This is a genomic window from Sphingobium sp. B11D3A, assembly GCF_025961695.1.
Taxonomy (GTDB): Bacteria; Pseudomonadota; Alphaproteobacteria; order Sphingomonadales; family Sphingomonadaceae; genus Sphingobium.
On sequence record NZ_JAOQOE010000001.1, the window covers coordinates 124,153 to 140,121 of the forward strand.

Genomic DNA, 15,969 nt, shown 5'->3' on the forward strand with positions numbered 1-15,969 from the left:
GCCTTTGTCCGGCTTGACCCTAAGAACGGGCCCTTAGAATAGGCAAAGTCAATTTGGGTGTCGCGGGCTTGGCGCGCGATGTGCGCGATAAGAGAGGAATGCAGGCATGAAGATCGCAATCATGGGTGCCACTGGCAATGCAGGCCAGCGTCTGGTCGATGAGGCCGTGAGTCGCGGGCACAGTGTCACCGGCATTTCGCGCAGCGCAGACACCGAAGCGCCGCGCGAGGGCGTGACGTGGGTGAAGGCCGACATCAATGATGTCGACGACATGGCGAGCAAGATCGCCGGCCACGATGCGGTCATTCTCTCCATGCCGTTCAAGTCGCTGGATGCGGACAATGTGTTCGCGGTGGCACGCAAAGCCGGGTGCTGGCTGCTGGTCGTCGGCGGCGCGGCGAGCCTGCAGACCGAGGATGGTGTGGTGCTGCTCGATACGCCGGGTTTCCCGGACTTCATCAAGGTCGAGGCCGCGCCGGCGCGCGATTTTCTTAACCAGTTGAAGGCCGGACCGGGCTTTGATTGGACGTTCCTGTCGCCGGCCATGATGTTCGGACCGGGCGAGCGCACCGGCACCTTTCGCCTCGGCACCGAGACGCTGCTGACGGCGCCGGATGGCAAAAGCTCGATCAGCTATGAGGATTTCGCCGTCGCGATGATCGACGAGATCGAGACGCCCAAGCACAAGAACATGCGGTTCACCGTTGGCTACTGACGGCGGTGTCTTCCATGAAGGGTGAGGGCCGGGGCGTTCAATATCTCTTTGGCATAGATGGACGCTTAGGCCGTTGGAAAGTCTCGACGACTGCTGTAAAGAGTCGCGGTGACTAGCTGCCAACAATGTGTCGTGCGGAACCGCGCGATCTGTTCATCTTTGGATACCTCCGAGCTGGAGGTGCTCAACAAGATCGGTCGTCGCGTGCCCGTGCATCGCGGGCAGACGCTGATGTGGGAAGGCGATGACAGCTTGCTGGTCGCCAATGTGATCGACGGGGTGCTCAAGCTGTCCACCTCGACAGCGGACGGCCGCGAACAGATCGTCGGCGTTGTCTATCCGTCCGATTTCATCGGGCGTCCGTTTGGCAGCACGACTCATCACAGCGTCACTGCCCTGTGCGATGCGCAGGTGTGCCTGTTTACGCGCTCGTCCTTCGACGATTTCGCCCGCACGCATCCGGAGCTGGAGCACAAGCTGCTCCAACGGACCCTCACCGAATTGGATCGCGCGCGTCACTGGATGCTGCTGCTCGGGCGCAAGAGCGCCGGAGAGCGTGTCGCGACCTTCCTGCTCGAAATGGCGCAACGGCTTGCCGACGCGAGCTGTAGCGGCAGCGATCTTGTCGAGCGCTTCGAACTGCCGCTCACCCGCCAGCAGATGGCCGATCTGCTGGGCCTGACCATCGAGACTGTGAGTCGCCAGCTCACCCGGCTCCGCCAGGCCGGGATCATCGATCTGCCGGATCGGCGGACTGTCGTCATCCTCGATCATGACGCCATGGAGGCCGAAGCCGGCAACGGCTGAGGGCCACGTTCCTCGTCGGTGTGCATCATGGCGCGCCGGCCACCCCGCAGACCGCGTTCTTCCCGTTGACCCATGTCAATGATGCCTAGCCCCCGCTGATCCACAGCGACAGCACAGTCCCAGGACTGTGCTGCTCAAGGGGTTTCTATGACCGGTCTAACAATGAAGGCGGGAGGCTGGCTCCTGCTCGCCATTCTCGCGATGCTCGCCTCCGCGCTCGCCGTGGATTCCGGATTTGCCATCCACATGGTCATTGCGTCGCTCGCGGCGCTGCTCGCCATGATGGGGACGCTTCGCTCCGCCGATTGGGGCGGGATGGCGCGCGGCATTTTGCGCATGCCCGATCAGGGGCATTATGATGACGATCCGGTGCGCTGGGGCGTTATCGCCACGGTGTTCTGGGGCATGGCCGGTTTTCTCGCCGGGCTCTACATTGCCTTGCAGCTTGCCTTCCCGGCGCTCAACCTGGGGCTGGAATATACCAGCTTCGGGCGCTTGCGGCCGCTGCACACCTCGGCAGTGATCTTTGCCTTCGGTGGCAATGCCCTGATCGCGACCAGCTTTTATGTCGTGCAGCGCACCTGCCGCGCCCGGCTTGCCTTCCCCTCGCTCGCGCGCTTCGTCTTCTGGGGCTACCAGCTCTTCATCGTGCTCGCCGCGACCGGCTATCTCCTCGGCATCACCGAGGCGAAGGAATATGCCGAGCCCGAATGGTATGTCGACCTGTGGCTCACCATCGTTTGGGTCGCCTATCTCGCGGTCTTCGTCGGGACGATCGTCAAGCGCAGCGAGCCGCATATCTATGTGGCGAACTGGTTTTACCTGAGCTTCATCCTCACCATCGCGATGCTCCACATCGTCAACAACCTGTCGATGCCGGTCAGCCTGCTGGGCTCCAAGAGCTATAGCGCCTTTGCTGGCGTGCAGGATGCGCTGACCCAGTGGTGGTACGGCCATAACGCCGTGGGCTTCTTCCTCACCGCCGGCTTCCTGGCGATGATGTACTATTTCGTGCCCAAGCAGGCCGAGCGGCCGATCTACAGCTATCGCCTGTCGATCATCCACTTCTGGTCGCTGATCTTCCTCTACATCTGGGCCGGCCCACACCACCTCCACTACACCGCGCTGCCCGACTGGGCGCAGACGCTGGGCATGGTCTTCTCGGTCATGCTGTGGATGCCGAGCTGGGGCGGCATGATCAACGGCCTGATGACGCTGAACGGGGCATGGGACAAGGTCCGCACTGATCCGATCATCCGCATGATGGTGATGGCGCTCGCCTTCTACGGCATGAGCACCTTCGAGGGGCCGATGCTCTCGATCAAGAGCGTGAACAGCCTCTCGCACTATACGGACTGGACCATCGGCCACGTTCACTCGGGCGCGCTTGGCTGGAACGGCATGATCACCTTCGCGGCGATCTACTATCTTACGCCGCGGCTGTGGGGCCGCAACCGGCTCTACTCGCTGCGCATGGTCAACTGGCACTTCTGGCTCGCGACCGTCGGCATCGTCTTCTACGCCTCGGCGATGTGGGTCGCTGGCATCATGCAGGGCCTGATGTGGCGGGAATATGGCGCGGACGGTTACCTTGTCTACGCCTTCTCGGACACCGTCCGTGCGATGTTCCCGATGTACGTACTGCGCGCCTTTGGCGGACTGCTTTACCTCTCGGGCGCGGTGTGCATGACCATCAATGTGTGGCGCACCATCCTCGGCCACCAGCGCGTCGAAGCGCCGATGAGCGACGCTGCCTATGACGCCGCGAAGGACCGGCCGATCACTCACAAACCTGCTGCGGTTCCCGCGGAATAAGGACGGAAAACCATGTCGAGCTTTGCACAGAAGCACAAGAAGCTGGAGCGCAACGTCACGCTCCTTGCCGTCGCTGCCTTCGCCGCGGTTACCGTGGGCGGGATCGTGGAGATCGCACCGCTCTTCTGGATCGACAACACGATCGAGAAGGTGGAGGGAATGCGTCCCTACACGCCGCTGGAGCTGGCGGGCCGGAACATCTACATGCGGGAGGGCTGCTACAACTGCCACTCGCAGATGATCCGTCCGTTCCGCGACGAGGTGGAGCGCTACGGCCATTACAGCCTCGCCGCCGAGAGCATGTATGATCACCCATTCCAGTGGGGCTCCAAGCGGACCGGGCCGGACCTGGCGCGCGTCGGCAAGCGCTACTCGGATGAGTGGCACGTCCAGCACCTCATCGATCCGCGCAGCGTGGTGCCGGAATCGATCATGCCGACCTATGCCTTCCTCACCAAACGTGAGCTGAAAGCGGGCGACATGACGGCCCATCTCACGGCGCAGCGCCGGGTGGGCGTGCCCTATAGCGATGAGGACATCGAGAAGGCGAATGCCGATCTGCTGGCGCAGGCCGATCCCGAGGCCGACACCGCCGATCTCCTCAAGCGCTACCCCAAGGCGCAGGCCCGCGATTTCGACGGAAACCCGTCCAAGCTGACCGAGATGGACGCACTCGTCGCCTATCTCCAGATGCTCGGCACGCTGGTCGATCTGGACAGCGCCGCCCCGCAGGAGGTGGAGCGATGAGCTATAACGATCTGCGCCATTTCGCGGACAGCTACGGGCTTTCGGCAATGGTGGTGCTCTATTTCGGCCTGTGCGCATGGGCGTTCCGTCCCGGCTCGCGCCGGAGCAACCAGGACGCCGCGCACCTGATCTTCGCCGAAGATGGCGAGGCTGCAGCCCATGACAGGAAGAACAACCATGGCTGAGAAGAAACGCATCGACGCGCCGACCGGCACCCAGACCGTCGGCCATGAATGGGACGGGATCGAGGAGCTCGATACCCCCATGCCGCGCTGGTGGGTCTGGACTTTCTACGCAACGATGGTGTTCGCGATCGGCTATGTGGTGGTTTATCCCGCTATTCCCTTCGCGCATGAAGCCAGCAAGGGGCTGTTCGGCTGGTCCAGCCGCGGGCAGCTCCAGCAGGTGATGGATGCCGAGACCGCGCGCCGCACGCCGATCCTCTCGGCTATCGCTGCCACGCCCATCGAGAAGCTGGTCGCCCAGCCAAAGCTCATGGAAGCGGCGATGCAGGGTGGTGCAGCCGCGTTCAAGGTGCATTGCGTGCAGTGCCATGGTTCGGGCGCTGCCGGCGCCAAGGGTTACCCGAATCTGGTGGATGACGACTGGCTGTGGGGCGGCGACCTGCAATCGATCGAATATACGATCACTCATGGCGTGCGGAACCCGGATGAGCCGCAGACTCGCACGAGCCTGATGCCCGCCTTCGGCAAGGACGGCATTCTCACCGGCACGCAGGTTCAGGATGTAGTGAGCCATGTCCGCGTGATCAGCGGGCAGGAGAAGGCCAGCGCTTCCTCACGGCGTGGCGACGTGCTGTTCCAGCAGAATTGCGCGGTTTGCCACGGCCCGGCGGGCAAGGGACTGCGTGAATTCGGTGCGCCGAACCTGACCGACCCGATCTGGCTCTATGGCGGCGATCGAGACACGCTGACCCAGACCGTGACGAACAGCCGTCGGGGTGTGATGCCCGCCTGGGGCCATGCGCTCGACAAGGCGACGATCCGCATGCTGGCCGTCTACGTCCACGGCCTTGGCGGTGGCGAGGCGACGCCGGTCGCAGCGCAGATTGCCGCTGAGGCTGCCGGGGCACCGGAGGCGCAGGCCAACGCCGCAACACCATAAGGCGCAGCCGGCCCTTCCTCCGCGCGTCGGGGGAGGGGCCGGCTGCCGCTCATTTCGTTGATCCTGCTCAATGTCGTTTGAGCCGACTGCGCCTAAGCGAAGATCGATCGGAGGCAATCTGATGCCGAAGACGCCAACAACGGACGCTGCCATGTCCCCCGTGAATGATGTTACCGCGCCAGCGGAAAGCCTCTACGCCAAGCGCAAGTCGGTCTTCCCCAAGCAGGTCGATGGGCCGTTCCGCCGCTTCAAGTGGCTGGTGATGGCCGTCACCCTGACGATCTATTGGGCCACGCCCTGGATCCGCTGGGATCGCGGGCCGCACGCGCCCAATCAGGCGGTGCTGGTCGATCTCGCCAATCGCCGCTTCTTCATGTTCGGCATCGAGATCTGGCCGCACGAATTCTATTATGTCGCCGGCCTGCTCATCATGGCGGGCGTCGGTCTGTTTCTGGTGACCTCCGCCGTCGGCCGCGCCTGGTGCGGCTATGTCTGCCCGCAGACGGTCTGGACCGATCTGTTCCAGCATGTCGAGCGCTTCCTCGATGGGGATCGCAACGCGCAGATCAGGCTGGAGAAAGCGCCCTGGACCCCGACGAAGGTCTGGAAGCGGCTGCGCAAATGGGCGGTCTGGCTGGTCATCTCGTTCCTAACCGGCGGCGCGTGGATCTTCTACTTTGCCGATGCGCCGACGCTGCAACACCAGTTCTGGACCGGGCAGGCGCCGTTCGTCGCCTATGGCACCACCTTCGTGCTGACCATGACGACCTTCATCTTCGGCGGCTTCATGCGCGAGCAGGTGTGCATCTACATGTGCCCCTGGCCGCGCATCCAGACCGCGATGACAGATGAGAAATCGCTCATCGTCACCTACAAGCACTGGCGCGGCGAGCCCCGCACCAAGGGGCTGAAGAAGGCGCAGGATGAAGGGCTGCCGACCGGCGACTGCATCGACTGTCTGCAATGCGTGCAGGTCTGCCCGACCGGGATCGACATTCGCGAGGGACCGCAGATCGGGTGCATCACCTGCGCCTTGTGCATCGATGCCTGTGACAAGGTGATGGCGCAGATCGGCCGCCCGCGCGGCTTGATCGACTACGCCACGGAGATCGACTGCGAGGCCGAAATGAAGGGCGAGGCGCCGGCGCCCGTGCGCAAGCGCCTCTTCCGTCCGCGCACAATTGCCTATTTCGCGATCTGGGCGAGCATTGGCCTTGCCATGCTGTTCGCGCTGGGCGTGCGTTCGCGCATCGACATCGCGGCCAATGCGGAGCGCAATCCGGTCTATGTCCGTCTGTCCGACGGGTCGATCCGCAACAGCTATCTGATCAAGGTGCGCAACATGCAGAGCCGCGCGCGCCCGATGGCCATCGGCCTCGATGGGCTGGACGGCGCGCTGATGTGGCGCGAGGGCCAGACCCGCGATCAGGCGAGCCGGACCCTGCAAATCGACGTGCCGCCCGATCAGGTGCTCAAGGAACGTGTGCATGTGGTTGCGCCGGCGCAGGGCTTTGCCCGCCAGGACTTCGCCTTCACACTGCGCACGCTCGATGAACAGAAAGAGGCTGCGCAGGATGATGAGAGCTTTGTTCGCCCGGAGGAAGGCCAATGACCCGCAAGTTCACCGGACGGCACATTACCGTCATTCTCGTCAGCTTTTTCGGCGTGGTCATGGCGGTCAATTTCACCATGGCCTTCCTCGCCAGCTCCACCTTTGGCGGGCTGGTGGTGCAGAACAGCTATGTCGCCAGTCAGGAGTTCAACAAATGGCTGGCGCAGGCTCGCGCCGAAAACGCGCTGGGCTGGGCGCTCACGCTGAATCGGACTGCGGAGACACGGCTGAGCGCGACGCTGCGCAGTGCGAATACGCCGATGAACGATGTGGCGCTGACCGCCACCGCCCGTGACCCGCTTGGCCGCAAGCCGGATATCGCGCTGCAGTTCCGGGCGCTCGGCGATGGCGTGTATGAGAGCCTGCAGCCTTTGCCGCAAGGCCGCTGGATCGTCCATGTGCGGGCCCGCGCCCACGGGCGGGAGATCAACCGGGTGGTCGATCTGTCATGACCTATGTGGCGCCAAGGCCCGATTGGTCGGCGGATGCGGTGGAAACCCGCCTCGCCGTGCCGGACATGCATTGCGCCGGCTGCATTTCCAAGATCGAGCGGCTGTTGCCATTGCAGCCGGGAGTCCACGCCGCCCGCGTGAACTTCTCGGCCAAGACGGTAATCGTCGCGCATGCCGCCGATCTGGCCGAGCCGGACCTGCTGCAAGCCTTCGATGCGATCGGCTTCGAGGCGCAGCCGCTGCACAGTGCGGCGGCACATGAGCGCAGCCAGACGCTGCGCAAGCTCATTCGCGCCCTTGCTGTTGCGGCCTTCGCAGCGATGAATGTCATGCTGCTCTCGGTCTCGGTCTGGTCCGGGGCGGATGGCAGCGCGCGCGCGCTGTTCCACTGGATTTCGGCGCTGATCGCCATCCCGGCGGTCAGCTATGCGGGGCAGCCCTTCTTCCGCTCGGCCTTCAGGGCGTTGCGAGCGGGTACCACCAACATGGACGTGCCGATCTCCATCGGCGTCATTCTCGCAACCTCGATGAGCCTTTACGAGACGATCATCGGTGGGCGCCACGCGTGGTTCGATGGCGCGTTGATGCTGCTCACCTTCCTGCTCGCGGGCCGCGTGCTGGACGAGATGATGCGCGCGCGCGCCGCGAGTGGTGCCGAAGCGCTCGTCCGCCGCACCGCGCCCGGTGCGATGAGGCTGGCGGAAGATGGTGCGAGCCAGTGGGTGGCCGCCGACGCGCTGGCCGTGGGCGACCGCGTTCTGGTGGCGGCCGGCGAGCGCCTCGCAGCAGATGGGGTGATCGAGCAGGGCACCAGCCGGTTCGATCTCTCCTTGCTGACCGGGGAAAGCGCGCCGGTGGCGCTGCGCGCAGGCGACATGGCGACCGCCGGCACGCTCAATCTCGACGGCCCGGTGACCCTGCGCGTGAGCGCGGTGGGTGAGGGCCGGGCGATTGCCGAAATCGCCCGGTTGATGGAAGGCGCCGGCCAGGCCAAGTCCCGCTATGTCCGCCTCGCCGACAAATGCTCGCGGCTTTATGCACCGGTGGTCCATCTGCTCGCCGCCATCACCTTCGCCGGCTGGATGATTGCCGGGGCGGGTTGGCACCAGTCGCTGCTGGTCGCCATCGCCGTGCTCATCATCACTTGCCCCTGCGCGCTGGGCCTCGCCGTGCCGGTGGCGCAGGTGGTGGTCTGCGGGGCGATGATGCGGGCGGGGCTGCTGGTGAAGGACGGCAGTGCGCTGGAGCGCCTCGCGCAGGCCGATCAGGCGCTGTTCGACAAGACCGGCACCCTCACGCTCGGCCGTCCGCGTGCCTTCGGCGTGGAAGTGCTGGATGAAGAGGAGCGCAGCATCGCTCGCGCTCTGGCCATGACCAGCCGCCATCCCCTCGCGGTGGCGCTTCGGCAGGCGCTGGGCGGTGAACATGTCGGCCCGGCGGCTCTCACTGACATCGAGGATATTCCGGGCGAGGGCGTGCGCGCGCTCTGGCAGGGGCAACCGGTCGCGATGGGCAAGCCGACGCCGCAGGAACTGAGCGATAAGACCGGCGCAAGTGATGATCCGACCATGGCTGTCGCGCTGGATCTTGGCCCCGGCCGCCGCCACGTCATCCGCTTCGCCGACGCGCTGCGCCCGGATGCGGCGCGGGCGCTGGCGGACCTGCGCAGCCTCGGACTGCCGCCGGCGATCATGTCGGGCGACCGGGAGGAGGCGGTCCAGTCGCTGGCCGATCAGCTCGGCGTGCCGGCACAAGGCGGGATGAGCCCGGCCGACAAGCTGGCGCGGCTGCAATCGCTGGCCGAGGCTGGGCACAAGCCGTTGATGGTCGGCGACGGACTGAACGACGGCCCGGCACTCGCTGCTGCTCATATCTCCATGGCGCCCGGCTCGGCGAGCGATGTCGGCCAGCAGGCGGCGGACATCGTGTTTCTGGGCGATAGCCTCTCCGGCATCCCCAGGTCGGTGCGGGCCTCGCGCGCTACCATGCGCATTGTCCGGCAGAATATCGGTCTGGCGATCGGCTATAATGCGCTCGCTGTTCCGCTGGCGATTGCCGGCTATGTCACCCCGCTGATCGCCGCCGTCGCGATGTCGAGCAGTTCACTCATCGTGGTGGCGAACTCCCTCCGGTTGCGTTGGGCCGTCAGATGAACGGATTGATCTTCCTCATCCCGGTCGCCCTGCTGCTTGGTCTGACTGGCCTCGTCGCCTTCATGTGGTCGTTGCGCAATGGCCAGTTCGACGATCCGGATGGCGCCGCCATGCGCATTCTGATCGAGGATCAGGATAAGCCGGCGTCTTCGCGACCCTGTGGCATTACGGACAGTGAACGCCGTTCGTCCTGAGTAGCTGCTGAGCTTGTCGAAGCGGCGTATAGAAGGATTGGCCCCTGCGCTGCGATGCTTCGATACGGCTCTTCGATATGCGCCTGCGGCGCACCTCAGACCCTACTCAGCACGAACGGTCGGGATTTAACCACAAAAAAACGGGCCTGCTCCGGGAGAGGGAGGAGCAGACCCGCCTTGCCGGCGCGTGCCGGTAACTGGGCTTAGAAGCGGTAGCTGACGCCGCCGCTGACGACCCAGGGATCGAGTTCGTGCCGCGTTGCCAGCACGGTGGCGCCGGAGGCATTGTAGAATTCGGCAGTCGGCCGGACGAAGTAGCGCTTGGCGTCGAAGGAGATGCCAAGGCCCGTATCATTGACCGGAATGTCGACGCCGGCCTGCAGCGCGAAGCCAACCTTGCTCTTGAGCTTGGCGCTCGCGGCGCCCAGCGCGGCGGTGCCGCCCGCGCCCACCTTGGAGTCCAACACCCAGAAGTAGCTCGGCCCGGCGCCGATATAGGGTTTGATGGGGCCGGCGTTGAGGTGATATTTGAGCGTCACCGTCGCCGGCACGATCTTGATGTCATCGAGCAGCCGGTTGACGCCCTTGATCGCGCCCGCGCCATCCACATGGTGCGCGGTCATGCAGCAGATCGTCTCTACCGAGACGGCATCGCTCAGGAAATATTCGATTGCGGCGGTCGGCACCCAATTGTCGCTGGCGGCGGTGTCCGTGCCGGCGGGCAGCGTCACCGTGGCGGATTTCACCGTGTCGATCTTGCCATTCGGCAGTACGCCGGTTGCCATCAGCTTGACCTGCACCTTGCCTTGCTGCGCCTGCGCGACCCCGGGGGCAGCGAGCATCGCAAGACCGGCGACACAGCTGAGTAAACGAGCATTCATGGGTTCTTTCCTTTCTTTCCCTGAACCTGCATCGCTCATTAGGATTGGGGTGGGCGCCGCTCATTGACCCAGCGCAAGACTTGGCTTGATCGAGGTCAAGGGCAGCCAACGCTCGACAAAGTAGAGCCATTTCCATGTGGTCCTATTATCCCGATCTGCTCGCCCGGCCGGTGCCGCGCTACACCAGCTATCCGACGGCGGCCGAATTCACGGACCGGGTGGGGGAGGCCTATCTCGGCCATGCGCTGGATGCGGTGCAGCCGGGGCAACCCGTCTCGCTTTATGTGCACATCCCCTTTTGCGAGGAGATCTGCTGGTATTGCGGGTGCAACACCGGGCGCTCCAACAAGGCGCAGCGGCTGACCAGCTATCTTGATGCGCTTCATGCCGAAATTCGCACTGTCGCACAGCGCCTCGGCGGACGCGCCCGCGTCGAGCGCATCGCCTTTGGTGGCGGCAGCCCCAATGCCATTCCGCCGCTGGAGTTTGCCCGGCTGGTCGATGAGATGATGCTGGCCTTCAACTGCGGCGCGCCGGTGCTCTCGGTCGAGATCGATCCGCGCGGGTTCGACCAGCGCTGGGCGATGACGCTGGGCGTCTCCGGCACCAAACGCGCCAGCCTTGGCGTGCAGACTTTCGATCCCGCCATCCAGGCCGCAATCGGGCGGGTCCAGCCGCGCGATCTCATCGTCAGCGCGGTTGATCGCCTGCGCAGCAACGGCGTGCGGTCCATCAATTTCGATCTGATGTACGGCCTGCCGGGGCAGGATCGCGCGTTGCTCGAGCAGACGCTGGACGAGGCCATCGCCATGCGTCCAGACCGGATCGCCCTGTTCGGCTATGCGCATGTGCCGCATATGCTGCCCCGCCAGAAGCGGATCGATGCCACCCATCTGCCTGATCAGGCCGAGCGTTTCGCCATGGCGGCGCTGGGGCATGATCAGCTCGTTGCGGCTGGCTATGTGCCGGTGGGCTTCGATCATTTCGCGCTGCCCCATGACGATCTCGCCAAGGCGCAGCTGCAGGGCACGCTGCGCCGCAATTTTCAGGGCTTCACCGAGGATCGGGCCGATGTGCTGATCGGCATCGGCGCGACGGCCATCGGCCAGTTTCCGCATCTCATCGTGCAGAATGACAAGAATAGCGGCCGCTACCGGATGCGCGCCGGCGCCGGCCGCCTGACCGGCGAGCGCGGCATCCTGCGCGACGCGGATGATCAGCGGCGCGGCGCGATCATCGAGGATCTGCTCTGTGGCCGGGCCGCTAACGTCGGCACCGATCTGCACCGGACGGACCTGCGTGCCGGACTTGCGCCTTTCCTGGAGCGCGGCCTCGCTACGCTGGAGGGCAATAGCCTGCGCATCACCGAAGAGGGGCGGCCTTATGGACGCGCCGTCGCGGTGCTCTTCGACCGCCATCGCGCCCTGTCCCAGCAGCGGTTCAGCAGCGCGATCTGAGCGATGGCCGATCCGTGGACCTTCGGCGGCGGATTTCTGCTCGGCTTTGCCTCCAGCCTGCATTGCGTGGGCATGTGCGGCGGCATCGCGCTGCTGCTTGGTCAGGCGCGGGCGGAGGGCGATCATCCTGCGGTCTTCGCAGCGCGGCTCCATGCCGGTCGCATCGGTGCCTATATGGTGATGGGCGGCGCGGCGGGCGCGCTTGGTGCACTGGCGCTGGGCGGGCTGGATGCGACACTCGGCCATCTGCTCCTGCGCTGGGCGGCGGCGATGAGCCTCGCTTGGGTCGGCTTCTCGATGCTGGGTCTCATGCCGAGCCCCGCTGTGGTCGGGCACGCGATCCGGGGACAGGTGCATGTGCCGGCTTCCGTCGCAGGCGCGGCGCGATCGATGCTGCCGCCGCGCCTGCGCATGATCGCCACCGGCTTTGGCTGGGGCATGATGCCGTGCGGAATGGTCTACGGTGCGTTGCTATATGCGGCCTTTGCCGGGTCGCTCACCGGCGGTCTGCTGGTCATGGCGGGCTTTGGCATCGGCACACTGCCGGCGCTGCTGGCGGTGCAGGGCGGCGCTACGATGCTGGCCGGGCTGGCCCGCAAGCCCGGCGTGCGGACGCTTGCCGCCCTCGCAATCCTGCTCTGCGCGCTGCTCAGCCTCGGCGCCGGGGAGGCCGGCCTGCTGGCCCTGTGCCGCGCGAAATAAGCGTTCGACCGGCTTGGGCGGGGTTGCAAGAATCAGTCTCAGGTTCCAACAAGCGGCAACTGGCGCGTGAGCGCCGTTCCTTGCTGGAGAGATGGGGCATGAAAACGCGGGCTGCGGTAGCATTTGAGGCAAAGAAGCCGCTGGAGATCGTCGAGCTGGATCTGGAAGGGCCCAAGGCGGGCGAAGTTCTAGTCGAGATCATGGCGACGGGCATCTGCCATACCGACGCGTACACGCTCGACGGCCTCGACAGCGAAGGCATCTTCCCCAGCGTGCTCGGCCATGAAGGCGCGGGCATCGTGCGCGAGGTCGGCGCGGGCGTCACTTCCGTGGTGCCGGGCGACCATGTCATCCCGCTCTACACGCCGGAATGCCGCCAGTGTAAGTCCTGCCTCTCGGGCAAGACCAACCTGTGCACCGCGATCCGCGCGACGCAGGGCAAGGGCCTGATGCCGGACGGCACGACGCGCTTTTCCTACAAGGGCCAGCCGATCTACCATTATATGGGCTGCTCGACCTTCTCGAACTTCACCGTTCTGCCCGAGATCGCGGTCGCCAAGATCCGCGAAGACGCGCCGTTCAAGACGAGCTGCTACATCGGCTGCGGGGTGACGACCGGCGTGGGCGCGGTCATCAATACCGCCAAGGTTCAGGTCGGCGACAATGTCGTGATCTTTGGCCTCGGCGGCATCGGCCTCAACGTCATCCAGGGCGCGCGCCTGGCTGGCGCCAACAAGATCATCGGCGTCGACATCAACCCGGATCGCGAGGAATGGGGCCGCAAGTTCGGCATGACCGACTTCCTCAATTCCAAGGGCATGAGCCGCGAGGATGTGGTAGCGAAGATCGTGGCGATGACCGACGGCGGCGCGGACTATACCTTCGACGCGACCGGTAACACCGAAGTGATGCGCACGGCGCTGGAAGCCTGCCATCGCGGCTGGGGCACCAGCATCATCATCGGCGTGGCGGAAGCGGGCAAGGAGATCGCCACGCGGCCATTCCAGCTCGTTACCGGCCGCAACTGGCGCGGCACCGCGTTCGGCGGCGCCAAGGGCCGCACGGACGTGCCCAAGATCGTCGACATGTACATGACCGGCAAGATCGAGATCGATCCGATGATCACCCACGTCATGGGCCTTGAAGAGATCAACACCGCCTTCGACCTGATGCATGCCGGCAAGAGCATCCGCTCCGTGGTGGTGTTCTAAGGTCCGCAGGGCGGCGGTTGCGCTCGGGAGCGGCACCCATGTTCAGGCATCTGGTTCTCGGCACCAACGACATCGAGCGGGCGCGCATCTTCTATGATGCGACGTTCGCGGCGATGGGCATCGCGCCGGCGCAGGCCGATGCGAAGAGGCGGCTTCTCTATCGGGATGGTGGCGGTCTGTTCATCGTTGGCCACCCCATCGATGGCCAACCGGCCTCCCATGCCAATGGCGGGACCGTCGGCTTTCTGGCGCCCACACCGGAGGCGGTGAAGGCCTGGCATGCAGCCGGCCTGGCGCATGGCGGCCAGGCGTGCGAGGGAGAGCCGGAGAACCGGATTTCGCCCGCCACCGGGGGAGGTATCTGGGTCGCATATCTGCGCGATCCGGATGGCAACAAGCTTTGCGCGGCTTGGGACGAACCCCAGTGATGCTCCGGTGCGCGCAGGATTTTGAGTAACCAAGAGGAGAGTTACAATGTTTACGCATATCATGGTTGGCGCGAAGGACCTCGCGCAGAGCGCGAAATTCTATGACGCCGTGCTCGGCGCACTGGGCGCTGGCGCCGGCCACAACATCGGCGATCGCGCTTTCTATTCGCACAATGGCGGCACCTTCGGCATCATTTCGCCGATCAACGGCGAGCCGGCGACCCATGCCAATGGCGGCACGATCGGCTTTGCCGCTGCCGACAAGGATCAGGTCGATGCGTTCCACGCGGCCGGTGTGGCCAATGGCGGCACCAGCGAAGGCGAGCCGGGCAAGCGCCCGCAGGCGCCGGGCAACGCCTATGGCGCCTATCTGCGCGACCCGACCGGCAACAAGATCTGCGTCTTCTGCCAGCTGCCTGAAGGCGCCTGATCGATGACGCTGGAGACGCTCTCGACGAACAAGGCCTATGGCGGCGTCCAGGGCGTCTACCGGCACACATCTTCGGCGACGGGGACGGCGATGACATTCGCCGTCTTCGTTCCCGAGCATGAGCCGGGCGAAACCTTGCCCGTGCTCTTCTACCTCTCCGGTCTCACCTGCACCCATGCGAACGTGATGGAAAAGGGCGAGTATCGCGCGGCCTGCGCAGCGGAGAAGATTATCTTCGTGGCGCCGGACACCAGTCCGCGGGGCGAAGATGTGCCCGACGATGCGGAGGGCAAATATGATTTCGGCCTGGGCGCCGGCTTCTATGTCGATGCAACCCAGGCACCGTTCGCGACCCATTATCGCATGAAGAGCTATATCGAGCAGGAACTGCCGGCGCTGATCGCGGCAAATTTCCCGGTCGATATGGCGCGGCAGGGTATCACCGGACACAGCATGGGCGGCCATGGCGCGCTGACCATCGCTTTGCGCAATCCCGAGCGCTTCCGGTCCGTCTCCGCCTTGGCGCCCATCGTTGCGCCGAGCCAGGTGCCCTGGGGCCAGAAGGCGCTCGGCGGCTATTTGGGTGACGATGCATCGGCCTGGGCGCAGCATGATGCTGTCGCGCTGATCGAAGGCGGTGCGCGACTGCCCGACCTGCTGGTCGACCAGGGCGGTGCGGACAATTTCCTCGAGCAGGAGCTGCGCACGCATCTGCTGGAAGCCGCCTGTGCCAAGGCCAGTCAGCCCGCGACAATCCGCATGCAGCCCGGCTATGACCACAGCTATTATTTCATCTCGACCTTCATGGCCGAGCATATCCGCTGGCACGCCGAGCGCCTCAAGGCCTGATCTTCGCGGCCTCTTCGGCGCGCAGACTTAGACGGAGCGTGCGCGTCCTTGGGTGAGGGCGGCCTCTTGCCGCTTGAGATAGGGATCGTTGAGAAAGGTGCCGAACGGGAAGAATGCCGCCAGCGTCGTCCGCAGCCAGCCCATGACACCAAAGCCCTTGCCCGGCAGCACGAACAGCATCGCGCCGATGTAGAGCAGGAAGGCGATGCCATGGGTCATCCCGACCGGACGGATCAGCGCGGGATTGTCGAAGCCATATTTGAGCGGCATCGCGATCAGGAACAGCGCGAGGGTCGTGATGCCTTCCACCAGGGCGATATAACGGAAAATCCTGAGCATGGTGTCTCCTGAGCGGTCGATGACCTGTCGCGTCGCGATCACAGCTCTGTCG

The 15,969-nt window shown here is 64.9% G+C and carries 18 protein-coding genes; 16 read left to right on the plus strand and 2 right to left on the minus strand.

What is annotated here, in order from left to right; all coding sequences use genetic code 11:
* Window positions 1–106 precede the first annotated feature (106 nt).
* The 10 genes from M2332_RS00620 to ccoS all read left to right on the plus strand — a co-directional run bounded on the left by M2332_RS00620 (window position 107) and on the right by ccoS (window position 9,620).
* Window positions 107–715 carry an NAD(P)-dependent oxidoreductase gene (locus M2332_RS00620; protein ID WP_264572556.1) on the plus strand — a complete coding sequence of 203 codons (609 nt, stop codon included), beginning with the start codon at window positions 107–109 and terminating at the stop codon, window positions 713–715.
* Window positions 716–823: 108 nt separating this feature from the next.
* Window positions 824–1,522, plus strand: a complete 699-nt coding sequence (locus M2332_RS00625; protein WP_264572557.1) for a Crp/Fnr family transcriptional regulator — start codon at window positions 824–826, stop codon at window positions 1,520–1,522.
* Between the two features lie 147 nt (window positions 1,523–1,669).
* Window positions 1,670–3,337, plus strand: coding sequence for a cytochrome-c oxidase, cbb3-type subunit I (gene ccoN, locus M2332_RS00630; RefSeq protein WP_264572558.1), 1,668 nt, complete (start codon window positions 1,670–1,672; stop codon window positions 3,335–3,337).
* Between the two features lie 12 nt (window positions 3,338–3,349).
* Window positions 3,350–4,084, plus strand: a complete 735-nt coding sequence (gene ccoO / locus M2332_RS00635; RefSeq protein WP_264570018.1) for a cytochrome-c oxidase, cbb3-type subunit II — start codon at window positions 3,350–3,352, stop codon at window positions 4,082–4,084.
* A complete protein-coding gene (locus M2332_RS00640) occupies window positions 4,081–4,269 on the plus strand; it encodes a cbb3-type cytochrome oxidase subunit 3 (protein WP_181559338.1) in 189 nt (62 codons plus the stop codon). The genes ccoO and M2332_RS00640 overlap by 4 nt, the downstream gene beginning before the upstream one ends.
* On the plus strand, window positions 4,262–5,209 hold the full coding sequence (ccoP, locus tag M2332_RS00645; protein ID WP_264572559.1) for a cytochrome-c oxidase, cbb3-type subunit III: 948 nt from the start codon (window positions 4,262–4,264) through the stop codon (window positions 5,207–5,209). The genes M2332_RS00640 and ccoP overlap by 8 nt, the downstream gene beginning before the upstream one ends.
* Window positions 5,210–5,360: 151 nt before the next feature.
* Window positions 5,361–6,821, plus strand: a complete 1,461-nt coding sequence (gene ccoG / locus M2332_RS00650; protein WP_264574859.1) for a cytochrome c oxidase accessory protein CcoG — start codon at window positions 5,361–5,363, stop codon at window positions 6,819–6,821.
* The gene (locus M2332_RS00655) at window positions 6,818–7,273 is read left to right on the plus strand and encodes a FixH family protein (RefSeq protein WP_264572560.1); all 456 of its coding nucleotides are present in this window, start codon (window positions 6,818–6,820) and stop codon (window positions 7,271–7,273) included. The genes ccoG and M2332_RS00655 overlap by 4 nt, the downstream gene beginning before the upstream one ends.
* The gene (locus tag M2332_RS00660; protein ID WP_264572561.1) at window positions 7,270–9,426 is read left to right on the plus strand and encodes a heavy metal translocating P-type ATPase; all 2,157 of its coding nucleotides are present in this window, start codon (window positions 7,270–7,272) and stop codon (window positions 9,424–9,426) included. Before M2332_RS00655 ends, M2332_RS00660 begins: the two co-directional genes overlap by 4 nt.
* The gene (gene ccoS, locus M2332_RS00665) at window positions 9,423–9,620 is read left to right on the plus strand and encodes a cbb3-type cytochrome oxidase assembly protein CcoS (protein WP_264572562.1); all 198 of its coding nucleotides are present in this window, start codon (window positions 9,423–9,425) and stop codon (window positions 9,618–9,620) included. Before M2332_RS00660 ends, ccoS begins: the two co-directional genes overlap by 4 nt.
* Before the next feature lie 203 nt (window positions 9,621–9,823).
* Here ccoS and M2332_RS00670 read toward each other — a convergent pair whose 3' ends face one another.
* A complete protein-coding gene (locus M2332_RS00670; RefSeq protein WP_264572563.1) occupies window positions 9,824–10,501 on the minus strand; it encodes an OmpW/AlkL family protein in 678 nt (225 codons plus the stop codon).
* Window positions 10,502–10,635: 134 nt separating this feature from the next.
* On the opposite strand from M2332_RS00670, the gene hemN reads away from it, so the two are divergent.
* From hemN to fghA, 6 genes are all read left to right on the plus strand, one after another.
* A complete protein-coding gene (gene hemN / locus M2332_RS00675; protein ID WP_264572564.1) occupies window positions 10,636–11,958 on the plus strand; it encodes an oxygen-independent coproporphyrinogen III oxidase in 1,323 nt (440 codons plus the stop codon).
* Window positions 11,959–11,961: 3 nt separating this feature from the next.
* Window positions 11,962–12,660: a sulfite exporter TauE/SafE family protein gene (locus tag M2332_RS00680; RefSeq protein WP_264572565.1), complete on the plus strand. Its 699-nt coding sequence runs from the start codon at window positions 11,962–11,964 to the stop codon at window positions 12,658–12,660.
* A gap of 98 nt (window positions 12,661–12,758) precedes the next feature.
* Complete coding sequence (locus M2332_RS00685; RefSeq protein ID WP_264570027.1) at window positions 12,759–13,871, plus strand: S-(hydroxymethyl)glutathione dehydrogenase/class III alcohol dehydrogenase; 1,113 nt, start codon at window positions 12,759–12,761, stop codon at window positions 13,869–13,871.
* A gap of 38 nt (window positions 13,872–13,909) precedes the next feature.
* Complete coding sequence (locus tag M2332_RS00690; RefSeq protein ID WP_264572566.1) at window positions 13,910–14,299, plus strand: VOC family protein; 390 nt, start codon at window positions 13,910–13,912, stop codon at window positions 14,297–14,299.
* 46 nt (window positions 14,300–14,345) lie between these two features.
* Entirely contained in the window at window positions 14,346–14,729 is a 384-nt protein-coding gene (locus M2332_RS00695; protein WP_181559349.1) for a VOC family protein, read from the plus strand.
* A gap of 3 nt (window positions 14,730–14,732) precedes the next feature.
* Window positions 14,733–15,578, plus strand: a complete 846-nt coding sequence (gene fghA / locus M2332_RS00700; RefSeq protein ID WP_264572567.1) for an S-formylglutathione hydrolase — start codon at window positions 14,733–14,735, stop codon at window positions 15,576–15,578.
* Window positions 15,579–15,605: 27 nt separating this feature from the next.
* On the opposite strand, the gene M2332_RS00705 is transcribed toward fghA, so the two are convergent.
* Window positions 15,606–15,917: a DUF3817 domain-containing protein gene (locus M2332_RS00705; RefSeq protein WP_264572568.1), complete on the minus strand. Its 312-nt coding sequence runs from the start codon at window positions 15,915–15,917 to the stop codon at window positions 15,606–15,608.
* Window positions 15,918–15,969 lie beyond the last annotated feature (52 nt).